The 21572-nt window shown below is 74.8% G+C and carries 1 protein-coding gene; it reads left to right on the top strand.

What is annotated here, in order from left to right; genetic code table 11:
• Window positions 1-31: 31 nt before the first annotated feature.
• Window positions 32-21547 carry a type I polyketide synthase gene (locus tag O7613_RS07655; protein WP_282292970.1) on the top strand — a complete coding sequence of 7172 codons (21516 nt, stop codon included), beginning with the start codon at window positions 32-34 and terminating at the stop codon, window positions 21545-21547.
• Window positions 21548-21572 lie beyond the last annotated feature (25 nt).

Raw genomic sequence — 21572 nt, 5'->3', positions numbered from 1 at the left:
CACGCCGGATCCGGAGGAATGAAGGTTCATGGTGAATGAGGACAGGCTCCGCGATTATCTGAAGCGGGTCACCGCCGAGCTGCACCAGACGCGGCAGCGTCTGGTCGAGGCGGAGTCCGCGAGCCGCGAGCCGATCGCGATCATCGGCATGGCCTGCCGGTACCCGGGCGGGGTGAGCACGCCGGAACAGTTGTGGGACCTGGTCGCCGGTGAGGTGGACGCGATCACGCCGTTCCCGGAGAACCGGGGCTGGGACACCACCGCGCTCTACCACCCGGACCCGGAGCACACCGGCACCAGCTACGCCCGGGAGGGCGGGTTCCTGCACGACGCGGACCTGTTCGACCCCGGCTTCTTCGGCATCAGCCCCCGGGAGGCGCTCTCCGTCGACCCGCAGCACCGGCTGCTGCTGGAGACGTCGTGGGAGGCGATGGAGCGGGCCGGGATCACCCCGGACACCCTGCGCGGCTCGGACACCGGTGTCTTCGCCGGCGTGATGTACAACGACTACGGCTCCCGGTTGCAGGAGCGCACACCGGCCGGCTTCGAGGGGTTCATCGGCACCGGCAACGCGGGCAGCATCGCCTCCGGCCGGGTCGCCTACACGTTCGGGTTCGAGGGCCCGGCGGTCACCGTGGACACCGCCTGCTCGTCCTCGCTCGTCGCCATGCACGTGGCCTGCCAGGCGCTGCGCAACGAGGAGTGCGGGCTGGCGCTCGCCGGCGGCGTCGCGGTGATGGCGACGCCGAGCACGTTCATCGACTTCAGCCGGCAGCGCGGGCTGGCGCCGGACGGGCGGTGCAAGTCGTTCGCGGAGGCCGCCGACGGGGTGGCCTGGGCGGAGGGCGCGGGGGTGCTGCTGCTGGAACGGCTCTCCGACGCCCGCCGCAACGGACACCGGGTGCTCGCCGTGATCACCGGCAGCGCGCTCAACCAGGACGGTACGAGCAGCCAGCTCACCGCCCCGAACGGGCCCTCCCAGCAGCGGGTGATCCGGCAGGCGCTGGCGAACGCGCGGCTGACCTCCGACCAGATCGACGTGGTGGAGGCGCACGGGACCGGCACCACCCTCGGCGACCCGATCGAGGCCCAGGCGCTGCTCGCCACCTACGGTCGGGAGCGGCCGGCGGACCGGCCGCTGCTGCTGGGTTCGGTGAAGTCGAACATCGGGCACACCCAGGCGGCGGCCGGCGCGGCGAGCGTCATCAAGATCGTCCAGGCGATGGCGCACGGCGTCCTGCCGAAGAGCCTGCACATCGACGCGCCGTCGTCGCACGTGGACTGGACCGAGGGCGCGGTGGACCTGCTCACCGAGGCCCAGCCGTGGCCGGTGACCGGGCGCCCGCGCCGGGCCGCGGTGTCGTCGTTCGGCATCAGCGGCACCAACGCACACCTGATCCTGGAGGAGCCGCCGGCCGAGGAGCCCGCCGCCGAGCCGGCCCGCCCGGCGCCCGGGCCGTGGATCCTGTCCGCGAAGACCGAGCCGGCGCTGCGGATCCAGGCCGCCCGGCTCCGCGACCACCTGGACACCCACTCCGAGGCCGACCCGGCCACCATCGGCGCCGCGCTGGCGAGCACCCGGGCCCGGTTCCCGCACCGGGCCGCGATCGTGGCGGACGGCCCGGACGAGTTCCGCCAGGCGCTCGCCGCGCTCGCCGCCGGTGAGCCGTCCGCCGCCGTGGTGACCGGCACCGCCGCCGGGCCGGCCCGGACCGTCCTGGTCTTCCCCGGCCAGGGCTCGCAGTGGGCCGGGATGGCCACCGAGCTGCTGGAGACCGCCCCGGTGTTCCGGGACCGGCTCCGGGAGTGCGCGGCGGCGCTGCGACCGCACACCGGCTGGGACATCCTGGACGTGCTCGCCGGGCACCCCGACGCGCCGCCGCTGGAACGGGCCGACGTGGTGCAGCCGGCCCTGTTCGCGGTGATGGTGTCGCTCGCCGAGCTGTGGCGCTCCTCCGGCGTACGCCCGGACGCGGTCGTGGGTCACTCGCAGGGTGAGATCGCCGCGGCGTGCGTCGCCGGCGCGCTCAGCCTGGAGGACGCCGCCCTGGTGGTGGCGCTGCGCAGCCGGGCGCTGGCCGCGATCGGCGGCCGGGGTGGCATGGCCTCGATCCCGCTCCCCGCGGACGAGGTCGCCGCGCTGCTGGCCGACGCGGGCGACCGGCTCGGCATCGCCGCCGTCAACGGTCCCGCGTCCACCGTCGTCTCCGGCGACGCCGAGCCGCTCGCGACGCTGATCGCGCGCTGTGAGGCGGACGGCGTGCGGGCCCGCCGCATCCCGGTCGACTACGCCTCGCACGGCGCGCACGTGGAGGCGATCGAGGAGGAACTGCTCGGCCTGCTGGCCGGGATCCGTCCGATGGCGTCCGCCGTCCCGTTCTACTCCACCGTCACCGCCGGGCAGTTCGACACCACCGGCCTGGACGCCCGCTACTGGTACACCAACCTGCGCCGGACCGTCCGCTACGAGGAGACCGTACGCGCCCTCCACGCGGCCGGTTTCCGGGTCTTCATCGAGGCCAGCCCGCACCCGGTGCTGACCGTCGCCACCCAGGAGACGCTCGACACCGCCGCGCCGGGGGCGACCGCGACCGGTTCGCTGCGTCGCGACGACGGCGGCCTGCGCCGGTTCCACACCTCGCTCGGGCAGGCGCACGCCGCCGGCACCGAGGTGGACTGGTCCGTCTTCCACGGCGCCGCCCCGGTCCACGCCGGGGACCTGCCCACCTACGGGTTCGTCCGGCAGCGGTACTGGCTGGACGTGCCGCCCGGCGACGGGAACGTCGCCGACCTGGGTCTGCGGCCGTCGGGGCATCCGCTGCTGGGCGCGACGGTGACGCTCGCCGACACCGACGGGCACCTGTTCACCGGCCGGTTGTCCCTGCACGCGCACCCGTGGCTGGCCGATCACGCGGTGCTCGGCGACCCGCTGCTGCCCGGCGCGGCCCTCGCCGACCTGGCGTTGCACGCGGCCGGGCAGGCCGGCGCGGACCGGATCGAGGAGCTGGTCCTGCACGCGCCGCTGATGCTGCCGGCGTCCGGGGCCGTGCACGTCCAACTGCGGGTCGACGCGCCGGGGCCGGACGGCAGCCGCGCGCTGTCGATCCACTCCCGGCCGGCGGACGACGACGCGGACCCGACCTGGATCCGCCACGTCACCGGCACGGCCAGCGCGGCCGGGGCAGGCGGTACGGAGCCGGCCGGGTTGACGGCGTGGCCGCCGGCCGGCGAGCCGGTGGACCTGGCCGACTTCTATCCGGCGCTGGCCGAGACCGGGCTCGGTTACGGGCCGGTGTTCCAGGGCGTCCGCGCCGTGTGGCGCGCCGGCGACGCGGTCTGGGCCGAGGTGGCGCTGCCGGCGGAGACCGAGACCGACGGGTACGGCATCCACCCGGCGCTGCTGGACGCCGCCCTGCACCCGATCGCCCTCGGGCACGACCGGGACGCCGTCCGGCTGCCGTTCTCGTTCGCCGGCATGCGGCTGCACGCCACCGGCGCCCGTACCGCCCGGGTCCGGATCACCCCGGCCGGGGACGACACCGTGACGGTGGCCCTCTTCGACGCCGACGGCGCGCCGGTCGCCACGATCGACTCGCTCGTCACCCGGCCGGTGTCGGCCGCGCAGTTGGTCGCCGCGCGGCCGGCGGGCCGGCAGCCGCTGTACGCGGTGGACTGGGTGCCGAGCGAGCCGCGTGCGGTGGCGGACGCGCCGACGGTAGTGCTGCTCGACGGCGACGAGCCGGCCGACGCCGAGGTGGTCGCGGTGCGCCTGCCCGCGGGCGCCCATCCGGCCGACCACGAGCCGGTCCGGCAGGCCCTGCGGGTGCTGCGCCGGTGGCTCGACACCGAGGCGCGGATCGTGCTGCTGACCCGGGGCGCGGTCGCCACCCGTACCGGGGAGGATGTTCCTGATCTTGCGGCGGCGGCGGTCTGGGGCCTGGCCCGCAGCGCCCAGGCCGAGCACCCCGGCCGGATCGTCCTGGTCGACGCAGACGACGAGCCCGGCCCGGACCTCCTCGCCCGGATCGCCGCCGGCGACGAACCGCAGCTCGCGGTCCGCGACGGCCGGCTGCTGGCGGCCCGCGCCACCACCCTGACCGGGTCCGACCCGACGCCACCCGCCCTCGACCCGGACGGCACCGTGCTGATCACCGGCGGGACCGGCACCCTCGGCCGGCTCCTCGCCGGTCACCTCGTCGCCCGCCACGGCGTCACCCGGCTGCTGCTCACCAGCCGACGCGGCGCCGACGCCCCGGGCAGCGCCGAACTCCGCGACGAGCTGGCCGCGCGCGGCGCCGAGGTCACCATCGCCGCCTGCGACCTGGCGGACCGCGACGCCGTCGCCGCCCTGCTCGACGCCGTTCCGGACGCGCATCCGCTGACCGCCGTCGTGCACGCCGCCGGGCTGCTCGACGACGGGATCGTCACCGCGCTGACCGAGGACCGGCTGGACGCCGTCCTGCGGCCGAAGATGGACGGCGCCTGGCACCTGCACGAGCTGACCGCCGACGCCGGCCTCGCCGCCTTCGTGCTCTACTCCTCGGCGGCCGGCACCCTGGGCAGCCCCGGGCAGGCGAACTACGCCGCCGGGAACGCCTACCTCGACGCGCTCGCCGCCCACCGGCACGCGCGCGGCCTGCCCGCCGTCTCGCTCGCCTGGGGGCTGTGGGCCGACGCCAGCGGCATGACCGGCGAGCTGGCCGACGGCGACCGGTCCCGGCTGGCCCGGGGCGGCGTGCTGCCGCTCGACGCGCCGGACGCGCTGGCCCTGTTCGACGCCGCGCTCGCCGGTGACCGTCCGGCGGTCGCCCCGGTTCGGCTGGACCTGCCGGCGCTGCGGACCCTGGCCGGCGCCGGGCGGCTGCCCGCGATGCTGCGCGGCCTGGTCCGGACGCCCGCCCGGCAGGCCGCCCAGACCGCGCCCGACGCCGACGGGTTGGCCGGGCGACTCGCCGGCCTCGCCCCCGAGGCGCGCGACCGGCTGCTGCTGGACCTGGTACGCGGGCACGTCGCCGGGGTCCTCGCCTACGGCGCGGCCGACGCGGTCGCCACCGACCTGGCCTTCGCCGAACTCGGCTTCGACTCGCTGACCGCGGTCGAGCTGCGCAACCGGCTGACCCTCGCCACCGGGCTGCGGCTGCCCGCCACGCTCGTGTTCGACTATCCGACGCCGGCGGCGCTCGCCGCGTACCTCGGCGCGGAGCTGCTCGGGACCGGCCCGGCGGTCGGGGTGGTGGCCGGCGCCGGCCACCCGTCCGCGGAGCCGATCGCGATCGTGGCGATGAGCTGCCGCTACCCGGGCGGCGTCAGCTCCCCCGAGGAGCTGTGGCGGCTGCTCGCCGACGGCGTCGACGCGATCGGTGACTTCCCGACCGGGCGCGGCTGGGACCTCGACGACCTCTACGACGCGGACCCGGACGCACCCGGCAAGTCCTACGCCCGGCACGGCGGTTTCCTCTACGACGCGGACCGGTTCGACGCCGACTTCTTCGGCATCACGCCGCGCGAGGCGCTCGCCATCGACCCGCAGCAGCGGCTGCTGCTGGAGGCGTCGTGGGAGGCGTTCGAGGCGGCCGGGATCGACCCGGCCACGCTGCGCGGCTCCGCCACCGGCGTCTTCGCCGGTCTGATGTACGGCGACTACGGCGGACGGTTGATCAACCAGGTGCCGCAGGAGGTGGAGGGTTACGTCGGCAACGGCAGCGCGGGCAGCGTGGCGTCGGGCCGGGTGGCGTACACGTTCGGTCTGGAGGGTCCGGCGGTCACGGTCGACACGGCGTGTTCGTCGTCGCTTGTCGCCATGCACCTGGCGGCGCAGGCGTTGCGCGGCGGCGAGTGCGATCTGGCGCTTGCCGGTGGCGTGACGGTGATGGCGACGCCCGGCCTGTTCACCGAGTTCAGCCGGCAGCGTGGCCTGGCCCCGGACGGGCGGTGCAAGTCCTTCGCCGCGACGGCCGACGGCGCCGGATTCGCCGAGGGCGCCGGGATCGTGCTCCTCGAACGGCTCTCCGACGCCCGCCGCAACAACCACCCGGTGCTCGCGGTGGTTCGCGGGTCGGCGGTGAACCAGGACGGCGCGAGCAACGGCCTCACCGCGCCGAACGGGCCGTCGCAGCAGCGGGTCATCCGCCAGGCCCTGGCCAACGCCCGGCTGACGCCGTCCGACGTCGACGCGGTGGAGGCGCACGGCACCGGCACCACCCTGGGTGACCCGATCGAGGCCCAGGCCCTGCTGGCCACCTACGGGCAGGACCGGCCCGACGACCGGCCGCTCTGGCTCGGCTCGATCAAGTCGAACATCGGGCACGCGCAGGCCGCCGCCGGCGTCGGCGGAGTGATCAAAATGGTGCAGGCGCTGCGCCACGACCTGCTCCCGCAGACGCTGCACGTCGACGAGCCGTCCCCGCACGTCGACTGGGACGCCGGCAACATCGCGCTGCTCAGCGAGGCGCAACCGTGGGAACGCAACGGTCACCCGCGCCGGGCCGGCGTCTCGTCGTTCGGCATCAGCGGCACCAACGCCCACGTCATCATCGAGGAAGCGCCCGCCGTCGAGGAGCCGCCATCGGTCGGGACACCCGTGCCGTGGCTGCTCTCCGGCCGTTCGGCGGAGGCGCTGCGCGAGTCCGCCGCACGGTTGCGCGAGCACGTCGACGGCAAGGCTGACCTCGACGTAGCCCACACCCTGGCCCGCCGCGCCCAGCACACCCACCGCGCGGTCATCCTCGCCGACCACCACGAGGCACTGGCCGCCCTCGCCGCCGACAACCCCCACCCCGCACTGGTACGCGGCACCGCGCGCCCGACGGGGAAGATCGCGTTCCTGTGCACGGGGCAGGGCAGCCAGCACCCGGAGATGGCCCACCGCGACGAACCGGTCTTCGTCGACGCCTTCGACCGGGTATGCGCCGAGTTGGACAAGCACCTCGACCGGCCGCTGCGCGAAGCGATGGTCGAGGCCGTCCACGAAACCCGCTACACCCAACCCGCCCTCTTCGCCACCCACGTCGCCCTGCACGCCCTCGTCACCAGTTGGGGCATCACGCCGGACTACCTCACCGGGCACTCGATCGGCGAGCTGTCGGCCGCGCACCTCGCCGGCGTGTTGACCCTGCCCGACGCCGCGCTCCTGGTCACCGCCCGCGGACGACTCATGCAAGCCGCCACACCCGGCGGCGCGATGATCGCCATCGAGGCCACCGAAGACGAACTGACGCCGATGCTCGACCCCGCCGCGGTCTCCATCGCCGGGTTGAACTCGCCCACCAGCACCGTCATCTCCGGCGACCTCGACGCCGTCACCGAAATCGCCGTGCACTGGGCCGCACAGGGACGACGCACCAAGAAACTCACCACCTCACACGCCTTCCACTCCCCCCACATGGACCCCATCCTGGACGAGTTCCAGACGATCGCCGACAGCGTCACCTACCACCCGGCCACCATCCCGGTCATCTCCAACCGCACCGGAGACATCGCCCCAGCCTTCGACGCCGGCTACTGGACCCGACACATCCGCGACGCCGTCCGCTACCGCGACATGATCTCCACCCTCGACAACGCCGGCGTCACCACCTACCTCGAACTCGGACCCGACAACACCCTCAGCGCACTCACCCACGCCTGCCTCCCCGAAAACCACAACGCCACCATCACCGCCGCCCACCTCGGCCAGCACGCCCACGCCACACTCCACACCGCCGGACACCACACCACCTGGACCACCACCACCCCCGCCGGACGACACACCGACCTGCCCACCTACCCGTTCCAACGCCAGCCCTACTGGCTGCGCCCGGCCACCACCGGCACCGCCGCGAGCCTCGGCCTGGCAACCGCCGACCACCCGCTCCTCGGCGCCGCCGCCGAACTCGCCGACGGCGGCGGCCTCCTCTACACCGGGCGGATCGGCCTACAGAGCCATCCGTGGCTGGCCGGGCACGCCGTGCACGGCACCGTGCTGCTGCCCGCCACCGCGCTCGCCGACCTGGTGCTGCACGTGGCCGACGAAGTCGGCGCGCCGCACCTCGACGAGCTGATCCTGGAGGCGCCGCTGACGCTGCCCGCCCGGGGCGCCGTGCAGGTCCAGGTGCGGGTCGGGACGGCCCAGGGCGACCAGCGGCCGGTTTCGGTGCACTCCCGGCCGGCCGGCGCCGACGAGAACGAGGGGTGGATCCGCCACGCCTCCGGCACGGTGAGCGCCGCGCCGCCCGCGTCGGCAGCGGGCTTCGCCTGGCCGCCACCGGGCGAGCCGGTGGATGTCGACGACCTCTACCCGCGCCTGTCCGCCGTCGGGGTGGAGTACGGCCCGGAGTTCCGGGGCCTGCGCGCCGCCTGGCGCGACGGCGACACGGTGTACGCGGAGATCGCGCTCGGCGGTGACGCCGACCCGACCGGGTTCGGCCTGCACCCGGCGCTGTTCGACGCGGCTCTGCACGCTGCCGCGCTCACCTACGACGACGTACGGCTGCCGTTCGCGCTGCGCGGCGTGACGCTGCACGCCGCCGGCGCGTCGGTGCTGCGGGCCCGGCTGGTGGTCGCCGACGACGAGTTGTCGCTGGAGCTGATCGACGTCGCCGGCCTGCCGGTCGCGTCCGTCGCGGCCCTGACGGTGCGCCCGGTCTCGCCGGAACAGCTCGCCGCGGCCGGGGATCCGACCCGGCGCGGGCTGTACCGGACGCAGTGGATTCCGGTGCCGGTGGGCGAACCTGGGGCCGGTGACGCCGTGGAGGTGGTGGAGGCCACCGTGGACGGCGACGATCCGACCGGTCACCGGGCCGCCGCGCGTGCGCTGACGCTGGTGCAGGATCGCCTGGCGGCGGACCCGCCGGCGGACGGCCGCCTGGTGATCGTCACCCGGGGCGCGGTCGCGGCGCGTCCCGGCGACCCGGTCGACGGCCTGTCCTCGGCCGGGGTGTGGGGTCTGGTCCGCGCCGCGCAGTCCGAGCACCCGGGTCTCGTCCAGCTTGTGGACCTCGGCCCGGACCCGGCGGACGCGGCGGTGCTGAGCGCGGCGGTCGCCACCGGTGAGCCGCAGTTGGCCGTCCGGGACGGGGTGGCCTACGCGCCACGCCTGACCCGGGCCGCCGAGCCCACGCCACTGAGCCCGCCGGACGGCCCGTGGCGGCTCGGCGTCACCTCGGCCGGCACCCTGGAAAACCTCGCCCTGCTCCCCGCACCCGAACTCACCGCGCCACTCGCACCCGGCCAGGTCCGCATCGCCGTCCGCGCCGCCGGCCTCAACTTCCGCGACGTCCTCATCGCCCTCGACATGTACCCCGGACACGCCGCCATCGGCGGCGAAGCAGCCGGCATCATCACCCACGTCGCCGACGACGTCACCACCCTCACCCCCGGCCAACACGTCATGGGCCTGTTCACCGGCGCCATGGGACCGGTGGCCGTCACCGACCAGCGGCTCCTGGCGCCGGTGCCGGAGGGCTGGACGTTCGCCGAGGCCGCCGCCGCGCCTGTCGTCTTCCTCACCGCGTACTACGGCCTCACCCGTCTGATGCGGCTGGGTCGCGGGGATCGGATCCTGATCCATGCGGCGACCGGCGGCGTCGGCACCGCCGCCGTGCAACTCGCCCGGCACCTCGGCGCGGACATCTACGCGACCGCCAGCCCGGCGAAGCAGCGGGTGCTACGGGCGCTCGGCCTCCCGGACGAGCACATCGGCAACAGCCGCGCCCTGGATTTCGAGGAGCGGTTCCGGGCCGCCACCGGCGGCGCGGGCATGGACGTGGTGCTCGACTCGCTGGCCCGGGAGTTCGTCGACGCCTCGCTGCGGCTGCTGCCGCGCGGCGGTCACTTCCTGGAGATGGGTAAGACCGACATCCGGGATCCGCAGGTGGTCGCGGACGCCCACCCGGGCGTGGAATATCAGGCGTTCGACATGGTCGACGCCGGGCCGGACGTGATCCGGGAGATGCTCGACGAACTCGGTCTGCTGTTCGCGTCGGGGGTGCTGAAGCCGCTGCCGGTGACCGCGTTCGACATCCGCGACGCCCCCACCGCCTTCCGCCACCTCAGCCAAGCCCGACACATCGGCAAAGTCATCCTCACCATCCCCACCCCCCTCACCAGCGAGGACACCGTCCTCATCACCGGCGGCACCGGAGCCCTCGGCGCATTGCTGGCCCGCCACCTCGTCACCACCCACGACATCCGCCGACTCATCCTCACCAGCCGCCGCGGACCCGACGCACCCGGCGCCACCGAACTGCACAGCGAGTTGTCCGCACACGGCGCCGAGGTCACCATCGCCGCCTGCGACAGCGCAGACCCCGATCAACTCGCCGCCCTGCTCGACAGGCACCGGCCCACCGCGATCATCCACACCGCAGGCGTCCTCGACGACGGGCTCCTCACCGACCTCACCACCGACCGACTCGACACCGTCCTCACCCCCAAAGCCGACACCGCCTGGCACCTCCACCACCTCACCCGCACACACCACCTCACCGCCTTCATCACCTACTCCTCCATCGCCGGCACCCTCGGCAACCCCGGACAAGCCAACTACGCCGCCGCCAACACCTACCTCGACGCCCTCGCCACACACCGCCACACCCACGGACTACCCGCCACCTCCCTCGCCTGGGGACTGTGGGCCGGGGGCGACGGCATGGGCGGCGGGCTGGCCGAGGCCGACGCGCAGCGGATGCGCCGCAGCGGCCTGCTGCCGATGACACCGGAGGAGGCCCTCGCGCTGTTCGACGCCGCGCTCGCCGATCCGGCTCCGACGCTCGTCCCGGCCCGCCTCGACCCGGCCGCGCTGCGACGCCTCGCCGGGAGCCCGGACGTGCCGCCGCTGCTGCGCGGGCTGGTGCGGCCCGCGCCACGGCGAGCGGTCGCCTCGGGGACCAGCCGGGGCGGGTCGGCGCTCGCGCTCCGGCTGGCCGGACCGGACCGGCTCGGCGCGCTGCTCGGCCTCGTCCGCGAGCACGTCGCCGCGGTCGCCGGGTATCCGGCCGCGGACGCCGTCGACCCGGACCGCACCTTCCAGGATCTGGGTTTCGACTCGCTGACCGCGGTCGAGCTGCGCAACCGCCTCACCGCCGACACCGAGCTGCGGTTGCCGGCGACGATGATCTTCGACTATCCGACGCCGCAGGCGCTCGCCGCGTACCTGCTCACCCACATCGCGCCGGCCGCCACCGCGACCGCCACGCCGGCGCCGTCGGCCGTCGTGCCCGGCGAACCGATCGCGATCGTGGCGATGGCCTGCCGGTTCCCCGGCGAGGCGGACACCCCGGAACGGATGTGGCGGCTACTGGCCGAGGGCGCCGACACGATCGGCGAGTTCCCCGACGGGCGCGGCTGGGACATCGACGAACTCTTCGACCCGGACCCCGACGCGCCGGGGAAGTGCTACGCCCGGGAGGGCGGCTTCGTCCACGACGCGGCCCGCTTCGACGCCGACTTCTTCGGCATCAGCCCCCGCGAGGCCACCGCCACCGACCCGCAGCAGCGGCTACTCCTGGAGACCACCTGGGAGGCGTTCGAGGCGGCCGGCATCACCCCGGCGACGCTGCGCGGCACCAGCACCGGCGTCTTCGCCGGTGTCGTCGCCCAGCAGTACGGGACCGAGGCGCCGCTGGAGATCGAGGGCTACAGCATCACCGGCACCACGACAAGTGTGGCGTCCGGCCGGATCGCCTACACGTTCGGTCTGGAGGGTCCGGCGGTCACCGTCGACACCGCGTGTTCGTCGTCCCTCGTGGCGATCCACCTGGCGGCACAGGCGTTGCGCGGCGGCGAGTGTGACCTGGCCTTGGCCGGCGGCGCCACGGTGATGGCGAACCCGACCGTGTTCACCGAGTTCAGCCGGCAGCGCGGCCTGGCCCGGGACGGGCGGTGCAAGTCCTTCGCCGCGGCGGCCGATGGGGTGGGCTGGGGCGAGGGCGCCGGCATGCTGGTCCTGGAACGGCTCTCCGACGCCCAGCGCAACGGGCACCCGGTCCTGGCGGTCATCCGTGGGTCGGCGGTGAACCAGGACGGGGCGAGCAACGGCCTGACCGCGCCGAACGGGCCGTCGCAGCAACGTGTCATCCGGCAGGCCCTCGCCAACGCCCGCCTCACCCCCGCCGACGTGGACGCCGTCGAAGCACACGGCACCGGCACCACCCTCGGCGACCCCATCGAAGCCCAAGCCCTCCTCGCCACCTACGGCCAGGACCGACCCGACGACCAGCCCCTCTGGCTCGGCTCCATCAAGTCCAACATCGGCCACACCCAGGCCGCCGCCGGCGTCGCCAGCGTCATCAAGATGGTCCTGGCGATGCGGTACGACGAGCTGCCCCGGACGTTGCACGTGGACGAGCCGTCCCCGCACGTCGACTGGGACGCCGGGCACGTCGCGCTGCTCACCGAGGCCCGGCCCTGGGAGCGCAACGGTCATGCGCGTCGGGCCGGCGTGTCGTCGTTCGGGATCAGCGGCACCAACGCCCACGTCATCATCGAGGAAGCACCGGACGTGGAGGAGCCGGAGCCGCCGGCCGGCGCGCCGGTGCCGTGGCTGCTGTCCGCCCGCACCCCCGAGGCGCTGCGCGAGTCCGCCGTGCGGCTGCACGACCACGTCGACGGCAAGGCGGACGTCGACGTCGCCCACACCCTGGCCCGCCGCGCCCAGCACACCCACCGCGCGGTCATCCTCGCCGACCACCGCGAAGCGCTCACCGCCCTCGCCGCCGACAACGACCACCCCGCACTGGTACGCGGCACCGCGCGCCCGACGGGGAAGGTCGCGTTCCTGTGCACCGGCCAGGGCAGCCAACACCCCGAGATGGCGCACCGCGACGAGCCGGTCTTCGTCGAAGCCTTCGACCGGGTGTGCGCCGAACTGGACAAGCACCTGGACCGGCCGCTGCGCGAGGCGATGGTCGACGCGGTCCACGAGACCCGCTACACCCAACCCGCCCTGTTCGCAGTGCACGTGGCACTGCACGCCCTCGTCACGAGCTGGGGGATCACGCCCGACTACCTCACCGGACACTCCATCGGCGAACTGTCCGCCGCCCACCTCGCCGGAGTGTTGAGCCTGCCCGACGCCGCGCTCCTGGTCACCGCCCGAGGACGACTCATGCAAGCCGCCACACCCGGCGGCACCATGATCGCCATCGAGGCCACCGAAGACGAACTGACCCCGATGCTCGACCCCGCCACGGTCTCCATCGCCGGGCTGAACTCCCCCACCAGCACCGTCATCTCCGGCGACACCCAAGCCGTCACCGACATCGCCGCCCACTGGGCCGGGCAAGGACGACGCACCAAGAAACTCACCACCTCACACGCCTTCCACTCCCCCCACATGAACCCCATCCTGGACGAATTCCAGACGATCGCCGACAGCATCACCTACCACCCGGCCACCATCCCGGTCATCTCCAACCGCACCGGCGACATCGCCCCAGCCTTCGACGCCGCCTACTGGACCCGACACATCCGCGACGCCGTCCGCTACCGCGACATGATCACCACCCTCGACAACGCTGGCGTCACCACCTACCTCGAACTCGGACCCGACAACACCCTCAGCGCCCTCACCCACGCCTGCCTCCCCGAGAACCACACCGCCACCATCACCGCCGCCCACCTCGGCCACCACGCCCAAGCCGTGCTGCACGCGGCGGGGCGTGAAACGGTCTGGACCACCACCACACCCGCCGGGCGGCTGATCGACCTGCCCACGTACCCGTTCCAGGGTGAGCACTTCTGGGTCCGGGCCCAGCCCGGTTCCGCGGCGCTCGGCCTGACCGGCACCGGCCACCCGCTCGTCGAAGCCGCGCTGCCGCTGGCCGACGACGACGGATGGCTGCTCACCGGGCGGCTCTCGCTGCGCACGCACCGCTGGCTGGCCGACCACGCCGTGCTCGGCACGGTCGTGCTGCCCGGGACCGCGCTCGTGGAACTGGCCGTGCACGCCGCGGACCGGGCGGGCTGCCCGGGGGTGGAGGAGTTGACGCTCCAGGCGCCGCTCGTCCTCCCGGAACGGGGAACGGTGCGGCTCCAGGCGACCGTCGGTGGCCCCGACGAGCGGGGGCGGCGACCGTTCTCGGTGCACTCCCGCCCGGACGGCCCCGACAGCGCCTGGATCGCGCACGCGAGCGGCACGCTTGCCGGACGGTCCACCGGCGACGACCCGGATGACCTGACCGCGTGGCCGCCCGCGGGCGCCGCCCCGGTGGACACCGAGTCGCTCTACGACCGACTGGCTACCGCCGGCTACGGCTACGGACCCGCCTTCCAGGGGCTGCGCGCCGCCTGGCGGGCCGGCGACGACGTGTACGCCGAGGTCGCACTCCCCGACGAGCAGCACCCGGACGCCGACCGCTTCACCGTGCACCCGGCGCTGCTCGACGCCGCGCTGCACGCCACCGCCGCCACGGCCACGACCCTGGACGAGGCCCACCTGCCGTTCGAGTGGTCGGACGTACGGGTCTTCGCCACCGGCGCGACGAGCCTGCGGGTCCGGCTGCGACAGGTCACCGGCGGGATCTCGATGCTGGTGACGGACGAGGCCGGCGCCCCGGTCGCCACGGTGGCCTCGCTCGCCACCCGACCGGTCACCGCCGGGCAGCTGGCCGCGACCGCCCCCCGGACCGGTGGCACGCTCTACCGACTGGGCTGGACGCCACTGGACGGCACGGCGGACGCCAGAGCGGACGAGCCGGTCGCCGTCCTGGGTGACGGTCCGGCCGGGCCCGGCCTGGTCGCCTACCCCGATCTGGCCGCGCTGGCCGGGGACGACGGTCGTCCCGCGGTGGCGCTGGTCGCGGTGCCCGCCGGACGGCACCCGGCCGACCACGGTCCGGTGCGGGACGTCCTGCGGCTGACGCAGGACTGGCTGGCGGAGAAGCGGCTGGCCGGCACCCGCCTGGTGCTCGTCACCCGGGGCGCGGTCGCGGTCGAGCCCGACGAGGACGTGACCGACCTGCCCGGGGCCGCCGTCTGGGGCCTGGCCCGGACCGCCCGGAACGAGCACGCCGACCTGTTCCACCTGCTCGACGCGGACGGGGACGGGATCCCGGCCGACGTGCTCCGGCGGCTCGTCGCCGGCACCGACCCCGAGCTGGCGGTACGCGGCGACCGGTGCCACGTTCCGCGCCTCGCCCCGGTGGACGTTTCGCGTCCCGCCCCGGTAGACGTTCCGCGTCCCGCCCCGGAGGCCGCCGGCATCGGGCTGGACCGGGACGGCACGGTGCTGATCACGGGTGGCACCGGCGCGCTCGGCGCGCTGCTGGCCCGCCACCTCGTCACCACCCACGGTGTCCGCCGGCTGCTGCTCACCAGCCGCCGCGGACCCGACGCACCCGGCGCCACCGACCTGCACGCCGAATTGACCGCGCACGGCGCCGAGGTCACCGTCGCCGCCTGCGACGCCAGCGACCGCGACGCTCTGGCCGCGCTGCTCGACGGCCACCGGCTGACCGCCGTCATCCACACCGCGGGCGTCCTCGACGACGGACTGCTCACCGACCTCACCACCGACCGGCTCGACACCGTCCTCACCGCCAAGGCCGACACCGCCTGGCACCTGCACGACCTCACCCGCACGCACGACCTCACCGCCTTCGTCACCTACTCCTCCATCGCCGGCACCCTCGGCAACCCCGGGCAGGCCAACTACGCCGCCGCCAACACCTACCTCGACGCCCTCGCCGCACACCGCCACGCCCACGGGCTGCCCGGCACGTCGCTCGCCTGGGGTCCGTGGGCCGCGAACGGCGGGATGGCGGCCGACGGTGGGCGGGGTCGGGGCGTACTCCCGCTCGACGCCGCGGAAGGGTTGGCGCTCTTCGACGCGGCCCTGCGCGCGGCGGCCGGACCACTCGTCGTACCCGTGAAGTTTGATCTGGGAAGGCTGGCGGAGGCGGAGCCGCTGCCGGCGGCGGTGCGCGGCCTGGTGCGGGTCCGGGCGCGGCGTGCGATCGCCGGCGCCGGGTTGCGGCTCGCCGGGCTGACCGAGGCCGAGCGGCGGACGGCGCTGCTCGACCTGGTCCGTGGCCGGGTCGCCGCCGTGCTCGGACATGGGTCGGCCGCCTCGGTCGACCCCGCCCGCGCCTTCCAGGACCTGGGCTTCGACTCGCTGACCGCGATCGAGCTGCGCAACCAGGTCGGCTCGGCCACCGGGCTGCGGCTGCCCGCGACGATGGTCTTCGACTACCCGACCACGGACGCCCTCGTCGGACACCTGATGACGGAGTTGGGCGGCGGGCGGGAGACGGCGACCGTGCGGGCCGCGACGGCGGTCGACGGCGACCCGATCGCGATCGTCGGCATGGCCTGCCGCTATCCCGGCGGCGTGGCCACCCCGGCGGAGCTGTGGGAGCGGCTCGCGGCCGGCGCCGACGGGGTCGCGGCGTTCCCGGACGGCCGGGGCTGGGATCTGGACACGCTCTTCGACCCGGATCCGGACGCGACCGGGAGGTCCTACGTCCGGGAGGGGGGTTTCCTCTACGACGCGGACCGCTTCGACGCCGACTTCTTCGGCATCAGCCCGCGGGAGGCGCTCGCCATCGACCCGCAGCAGCGGCTGCTGCTGGAGACGTCGTGGGAGGCGTTCGAGGCGGCCGGGATCGACCCGTCGACGCTGCGCGGCTCCTCGACCGGTGTCTTCGCCGGCGTGATGTACGGCGACTACGGCGCCCGTCTCTACGGTCAGGCTCCGGACGAGTTGGAGGGCTACCTGGGCACCGGCAGCGCCTACAGCGTGGCGTCGGGCCGGGTGGCGTACACGTTCGGTCTGGAGGGTCCGGCGGTCACCGTGGACACGGCCTGTTCGTCGTCGCTCGTGGCCATGCACCTGGCCGGTCAGGCGCTGCGCGGCGGCGAGTGTGACCTGGCGTTGGCCGGTGGTGTGACGGTGATGTCGACGCCCGGAACGTTCATCGAGTTCAGCCGGCAGCGCGGCCTCGCCCCGGACGGGCGGTGCAAGTCCTTCGCCGCGGCGGCCGATGGGGTGGGCTGGGGCGAGGGCGCCGGCATGCTGGTCCTGGAACGGCTCTCCGACGCCCGGCGCAACAACCATCCGGTGCTCGCGGTGATCCGCGGGTCGGCGGTGAACCAGGACGGGGCGAGCAACGGCCTCACCGCACCCAACGGCCCGTCGCAGCAACGTGTCATCCGGCAGGCCCTCGCCAACGCCCGCCTCACCCCCGCCGACGTGGACGCCGTCGAGGCACACGGCACCGGCACCACCCTCGGTGACCCCATCGAAGCCCAAGCCCTCCTCGCCACCTACGGACAGGACCGACCCGACGACCAGCCCCTCTGGCTCGGCTCCATCAAGTCCAACATCGGCCACACCCAGGCCGCCGCCGGCACCGCCGGCGTCATCAAAATGATCCTCGCCATGCGCCACGGCGAACTGCCGCAGACCCTGCACGTCGACCAGCCATCCCCGCACATCGACTGGGACGCCGGAAACGTCACCCTGCTCACCACCCCCCAGCCGTGGACCCCGAACGGCCACCCCCGCCGCGCCGGCGTGTCGTCGTTCGGCATCAGCGGCACCAACGCCCACCTCATCATCGAAGAGCCACCGACCGCCGCCGGACCGGAACCGGAGCCCACCGGTACGCCGGCGCCGTGGCTGCTCTCCGGCCGCACGGCCGACGCGCTGCGCGAGTCCGCCGCACGACTACGGACCCACGTCGACGGCAAGGCGGACGCGGACGTCGCCCACACCCTCGCCCGCCGCGCCCAGCACACCCACCGCGCCGTCATCCTCGACAACCACCACGAAGCGCTCACCGCCCTCGCCGCCGACAACCCCCACCCGTCCCTGGTACGCGGCATCGCGCGCCCGGCCGGGAAGGTCGCGTTCCTGTGCACCGGCCAGGGCAGCCAACACCCGGCAATGGCGGACCTGCGTGATCCCGTCTTCGTCGACACGTTCGACGCGGTCTGCGCGGAGTTGGACAAGCACCTGGACCGGCCGCTGCGCGAGGCCATGGTCGACGCGGTCCACGAGACCCGCTACACCCAACCCGCCCTGTTCGCCCTGCACGTCGCCCTGCACGCCCTCGTCACGAGCTGGGGGATCACGCCGGACTTCCTGACCGGGCACTCCATCGGCGAGCTGTCCGCCGCCCACCTCGCCGGCGTGTTGAGCCTGCCCGACGCCGCCCTGCTGGTCACCGCCCGAGGACGACTCATGCAAGCCGCCACCGCAGGCGGCACGATGATCGCCATCGAGGCCACCGAGGACGAGCTGGCCCCCATGCTCGACGTCGAAGCGGTCGCCATCGCCGGACTGAACTCACCCACCAGCACCGTCATCTCCGGCGACACCGACGCCGTCACCGACATCGCCGTGCACTGGGCCGCACAGGGACGACGCACCAAGAAACTCACCACCTCACACGCCTTCCACTCCCCCCACATGAACCCCATCCTGGAGGATTTCCAGGCCATCGCCGCGAGCGTCACCTACCACCCGGCGAGGATCCCCGTCATCTCCAACCGGACCGGCCAGGTGGCACCGGCCTTCGACGCCGCCTACTGGACCCGACACATCCGCGACGCCGTCCGCTACCACGACATGGTCTCCACCCTGGACGCGGCCGGCGTCACCACCTACGTGGAACTCGGACCGGACAACACGCTCAGCACCCTCACTCTCGCCTGCCTCCCCGACGACCACGAGTCGGCAGTCGTCCCCACGGTCGAGCCCGCACGGGCCCGCGCCCAGCTGCACGTCCATGGACACGACCTGGCCACGCCCGTCGTACCGGCGGTCGGCCGGCACACCGAACTGCCGACGTACCCGTTCCAGCGCCAGCCCTACTGGCTGCACCCGCCGGCGGCGCGGAACAGCCCGGACGGTCTCGGCCAGGCCGCTACCGGCCACCCCCTGGTGCAGGCCGAGGTGGAACTCCCGGACGGCGGTCGCGTCTTCACCGGGCGGATCTCGCTGCCGGCCCAGCCGTGGCTGGCCGACCACGCCGTGCAGGACCTGGTGCTGCTGCCCGGCGCGGCATTCGCGGACCTCGCCCTGCATGTCGCCGGTCAGGTCGGCGCCGCCGAGGTAGCCGAGCTGACCCTGCACGCGCCGCTGGTGCTTGCCGAACACGGCGGCGTGCAGCTGCGGGTGACGGTCGACGGTCCCGGCGACGACGGCACCCGTGCGCTTGCCGTGCACTCCCGGGACGAGAAGGCGCCGCACGGCACGGCCTGGACCCAGCACGTGACCGGCACGCTCACCGAGGCCGGGCCGGAGGCCGAGCCGATGCCGTTCGCGGCCGGCGAGTGGCCTCCACCCGGGGCCGTACCTGTCGACGTGGCCGGGATCTACGACCGGCTCGCCCGGTCCGGTCTGCACTACGGCCCGGCGTTCCAGGGCCTGCGGGCGGTGTGGCGCGCCGGTGACGCGCTCCTCGCCGAGGTGGAGCTGCCGGCCGAGGCGGCCACCGCGGGCTTCGGCCTGCACCCGGCCCTGCTGGACGCCGCCCTGCACCCGGCCGCCGCCGACGGCAACGGCGACCGCGACCGCGACCGCGACCGCGACGGGATGCTGCGGCTGCCCTTCGCCTGGCGTGCGGTGACGTTGCACGCCGCCGGCGCCGGCACGGTCCGGGTGCGGCTCACCCCGGACGGCCCGGACGCGATCTCGCTTGCCGTCGCGGACGAGACCGGCGCGCCCGTCGCGTCGGTCGGGTCGCTCGTGACCCGGCCGGTCTCGGCCGCGCAACTGGCCGCCGTCCGACCGGGCGGACAGAACCTGCGCTACCACCTGGACTGGTCGCCGGCCAGCCCGTCGACCTCGGCGCCTGCCGTCGTCCACCTCGGCACGATGCCGGACGGAAGCCCCGACCTGGCCGCGATCGCCGGCTCGGCACCGGAGGCGGTGCTGGCCGCGGTGCCGGCGGGGCGCGATCCGGGTGACCACGAGCCGGTCCGCTGGGCGCTGCGCCTGGTGCGGGAGTGGCTGGCGGACGAGCGGCTGGCCGACACCCGGTTGGTGTTCGCGACCCGGGGCGCGGTCCCCGCCGCGCCCGGCGCGGACGTCACCGACCTGCCCGGCGCGGCCGTCTGGGGCCTGATCAGGTCGGCGCAGAACGAGCACCCCGACCGTTTCGTCCTGCTGGACCTCGACCCCGACGGGCCGGCCGACGTGGCGCCGGAGTCACTGGCCCGCGCGGCCTCCGGCGCGGAACCGCAACTGGCCCTGCGTGCCGGCGCGCTGCTGGTGCCCCGGCTGGCGGCGGCACCCACCGAGCCGGCGGCCACCGCCGGCCCGGCCCTCGAACCGGACGGCACCGTCCTGATCACCGGCGGCACCGGCGCCCTCGGGGCGATGCTCGCCCGCCACCTGGTTACCACCCACGGGATCACCCGGCTGCTGCTGACCAGCCGGCGGGGGCCGGACGCCCCCGGCGCGGCGGCCCTGCGCGCCGAACTGCGCGACCTCGGCGCCCGGGTCAAGCTCGTGGCCTGCGACATCGCCGACCGGGAGCAGGCCGCCGCGCTGCTGCGCTCGGTGCCCCGCCGGCATCCGCTGACCGCGGTGTTCCACACGGCCGGTGTCCTCGACGACGGCGTGGTCGAGTCGCTCACCCCGGAGCGTCTGGACGCGGTGCTGGCGCCGAAGCTGGACGCCGCCCACCACCTGCACGAGCTGACCGCCGACCGGCCGTCCGCCGCGTTCGTGCTCTACTCCTCGGTCGCCGGTGTGCTCGGCAGCCCGGGCCAGGCGAACTATGCGGCGGCCAACGCCTACCTGGACGCGCTCGCCGCGCACCGTCGGGCGCGCGGGCTGCCCGCCGTCGCCCTGGCCTGGGGCCTGTGGGCGGCGGACGGCGGCATGGGCGGGGACGCCGAGGCCGGTCGGGCGGCGCGCGGTGGCCTGCTGCCGCTCACCGCGGAGCAGGGGTTGGCGGTGCTCGACTCGGCCCTGACCGGCGGGCCGCCGGCCCTGGTGGCGGCCCGGTTCGACCTGGCCGCCGGCGCTTCCGGCGGGCTCGTCCCGGCGGTGCTGCGCGGTCTGGTCCGGGTCCCGGCCCGGCGGGCGGCTGCCACCTCGGTGCCGCTCGACAAGCGGCTGGCCGGGCTGGCCGGACCGGCTCGGGACCGGCTGGTGCTGGACCTGGTCCGCGCCGAGGTCGCCGGTGTGCTCGGGCACGCCGACCCGTCGACCATCGACGTCGAACGGGGCTTCCTGGACCTGGGTTTCGACTCGCTCACCGCCGTCGAGCTGCGCAACCGGCTGGCCGCGGCGACCGGGCTGCGCCTGCCCGCCACCACGCTTTTCGACTACCCGACACCGGCCGGGCTCGCCGCCCAACTGCGGGTGGAGGCGGAGGCCCGGGGCGGTGCGCCCGCCGAGCGGAACGCGGAGGCCGAGCTGCGGGACCGGATCGCGGCCATCCCGCTGGCCCGGTTCCGCGAGGCCGGTCTGCTGGAGCTGGTGCTGAGCCTGGAGAACCAGCCGGACGGGTCGGCCGGTGGCAACGGCGGCGACCACACGGACGACATCGACGCCGCCGACGTCGACGACCTCGTGCAGATGGCGCTGGCCCGCGCCGACGACCGGACCCGCTGACCACCCGACCACCCACGACGACCGC

This window comes from Micromonospora sp. WMMD975 (genome assembly GCF_029581215.1).
Classification (GTDB): Bacteria; Actinomycetota; Actinomycetes; order Mycobacteriales; family Micromonosporaceae; genus Micromonospora.
This window is presented reverse-complemented; position numbering and strand designations above follow the sequence as displayed.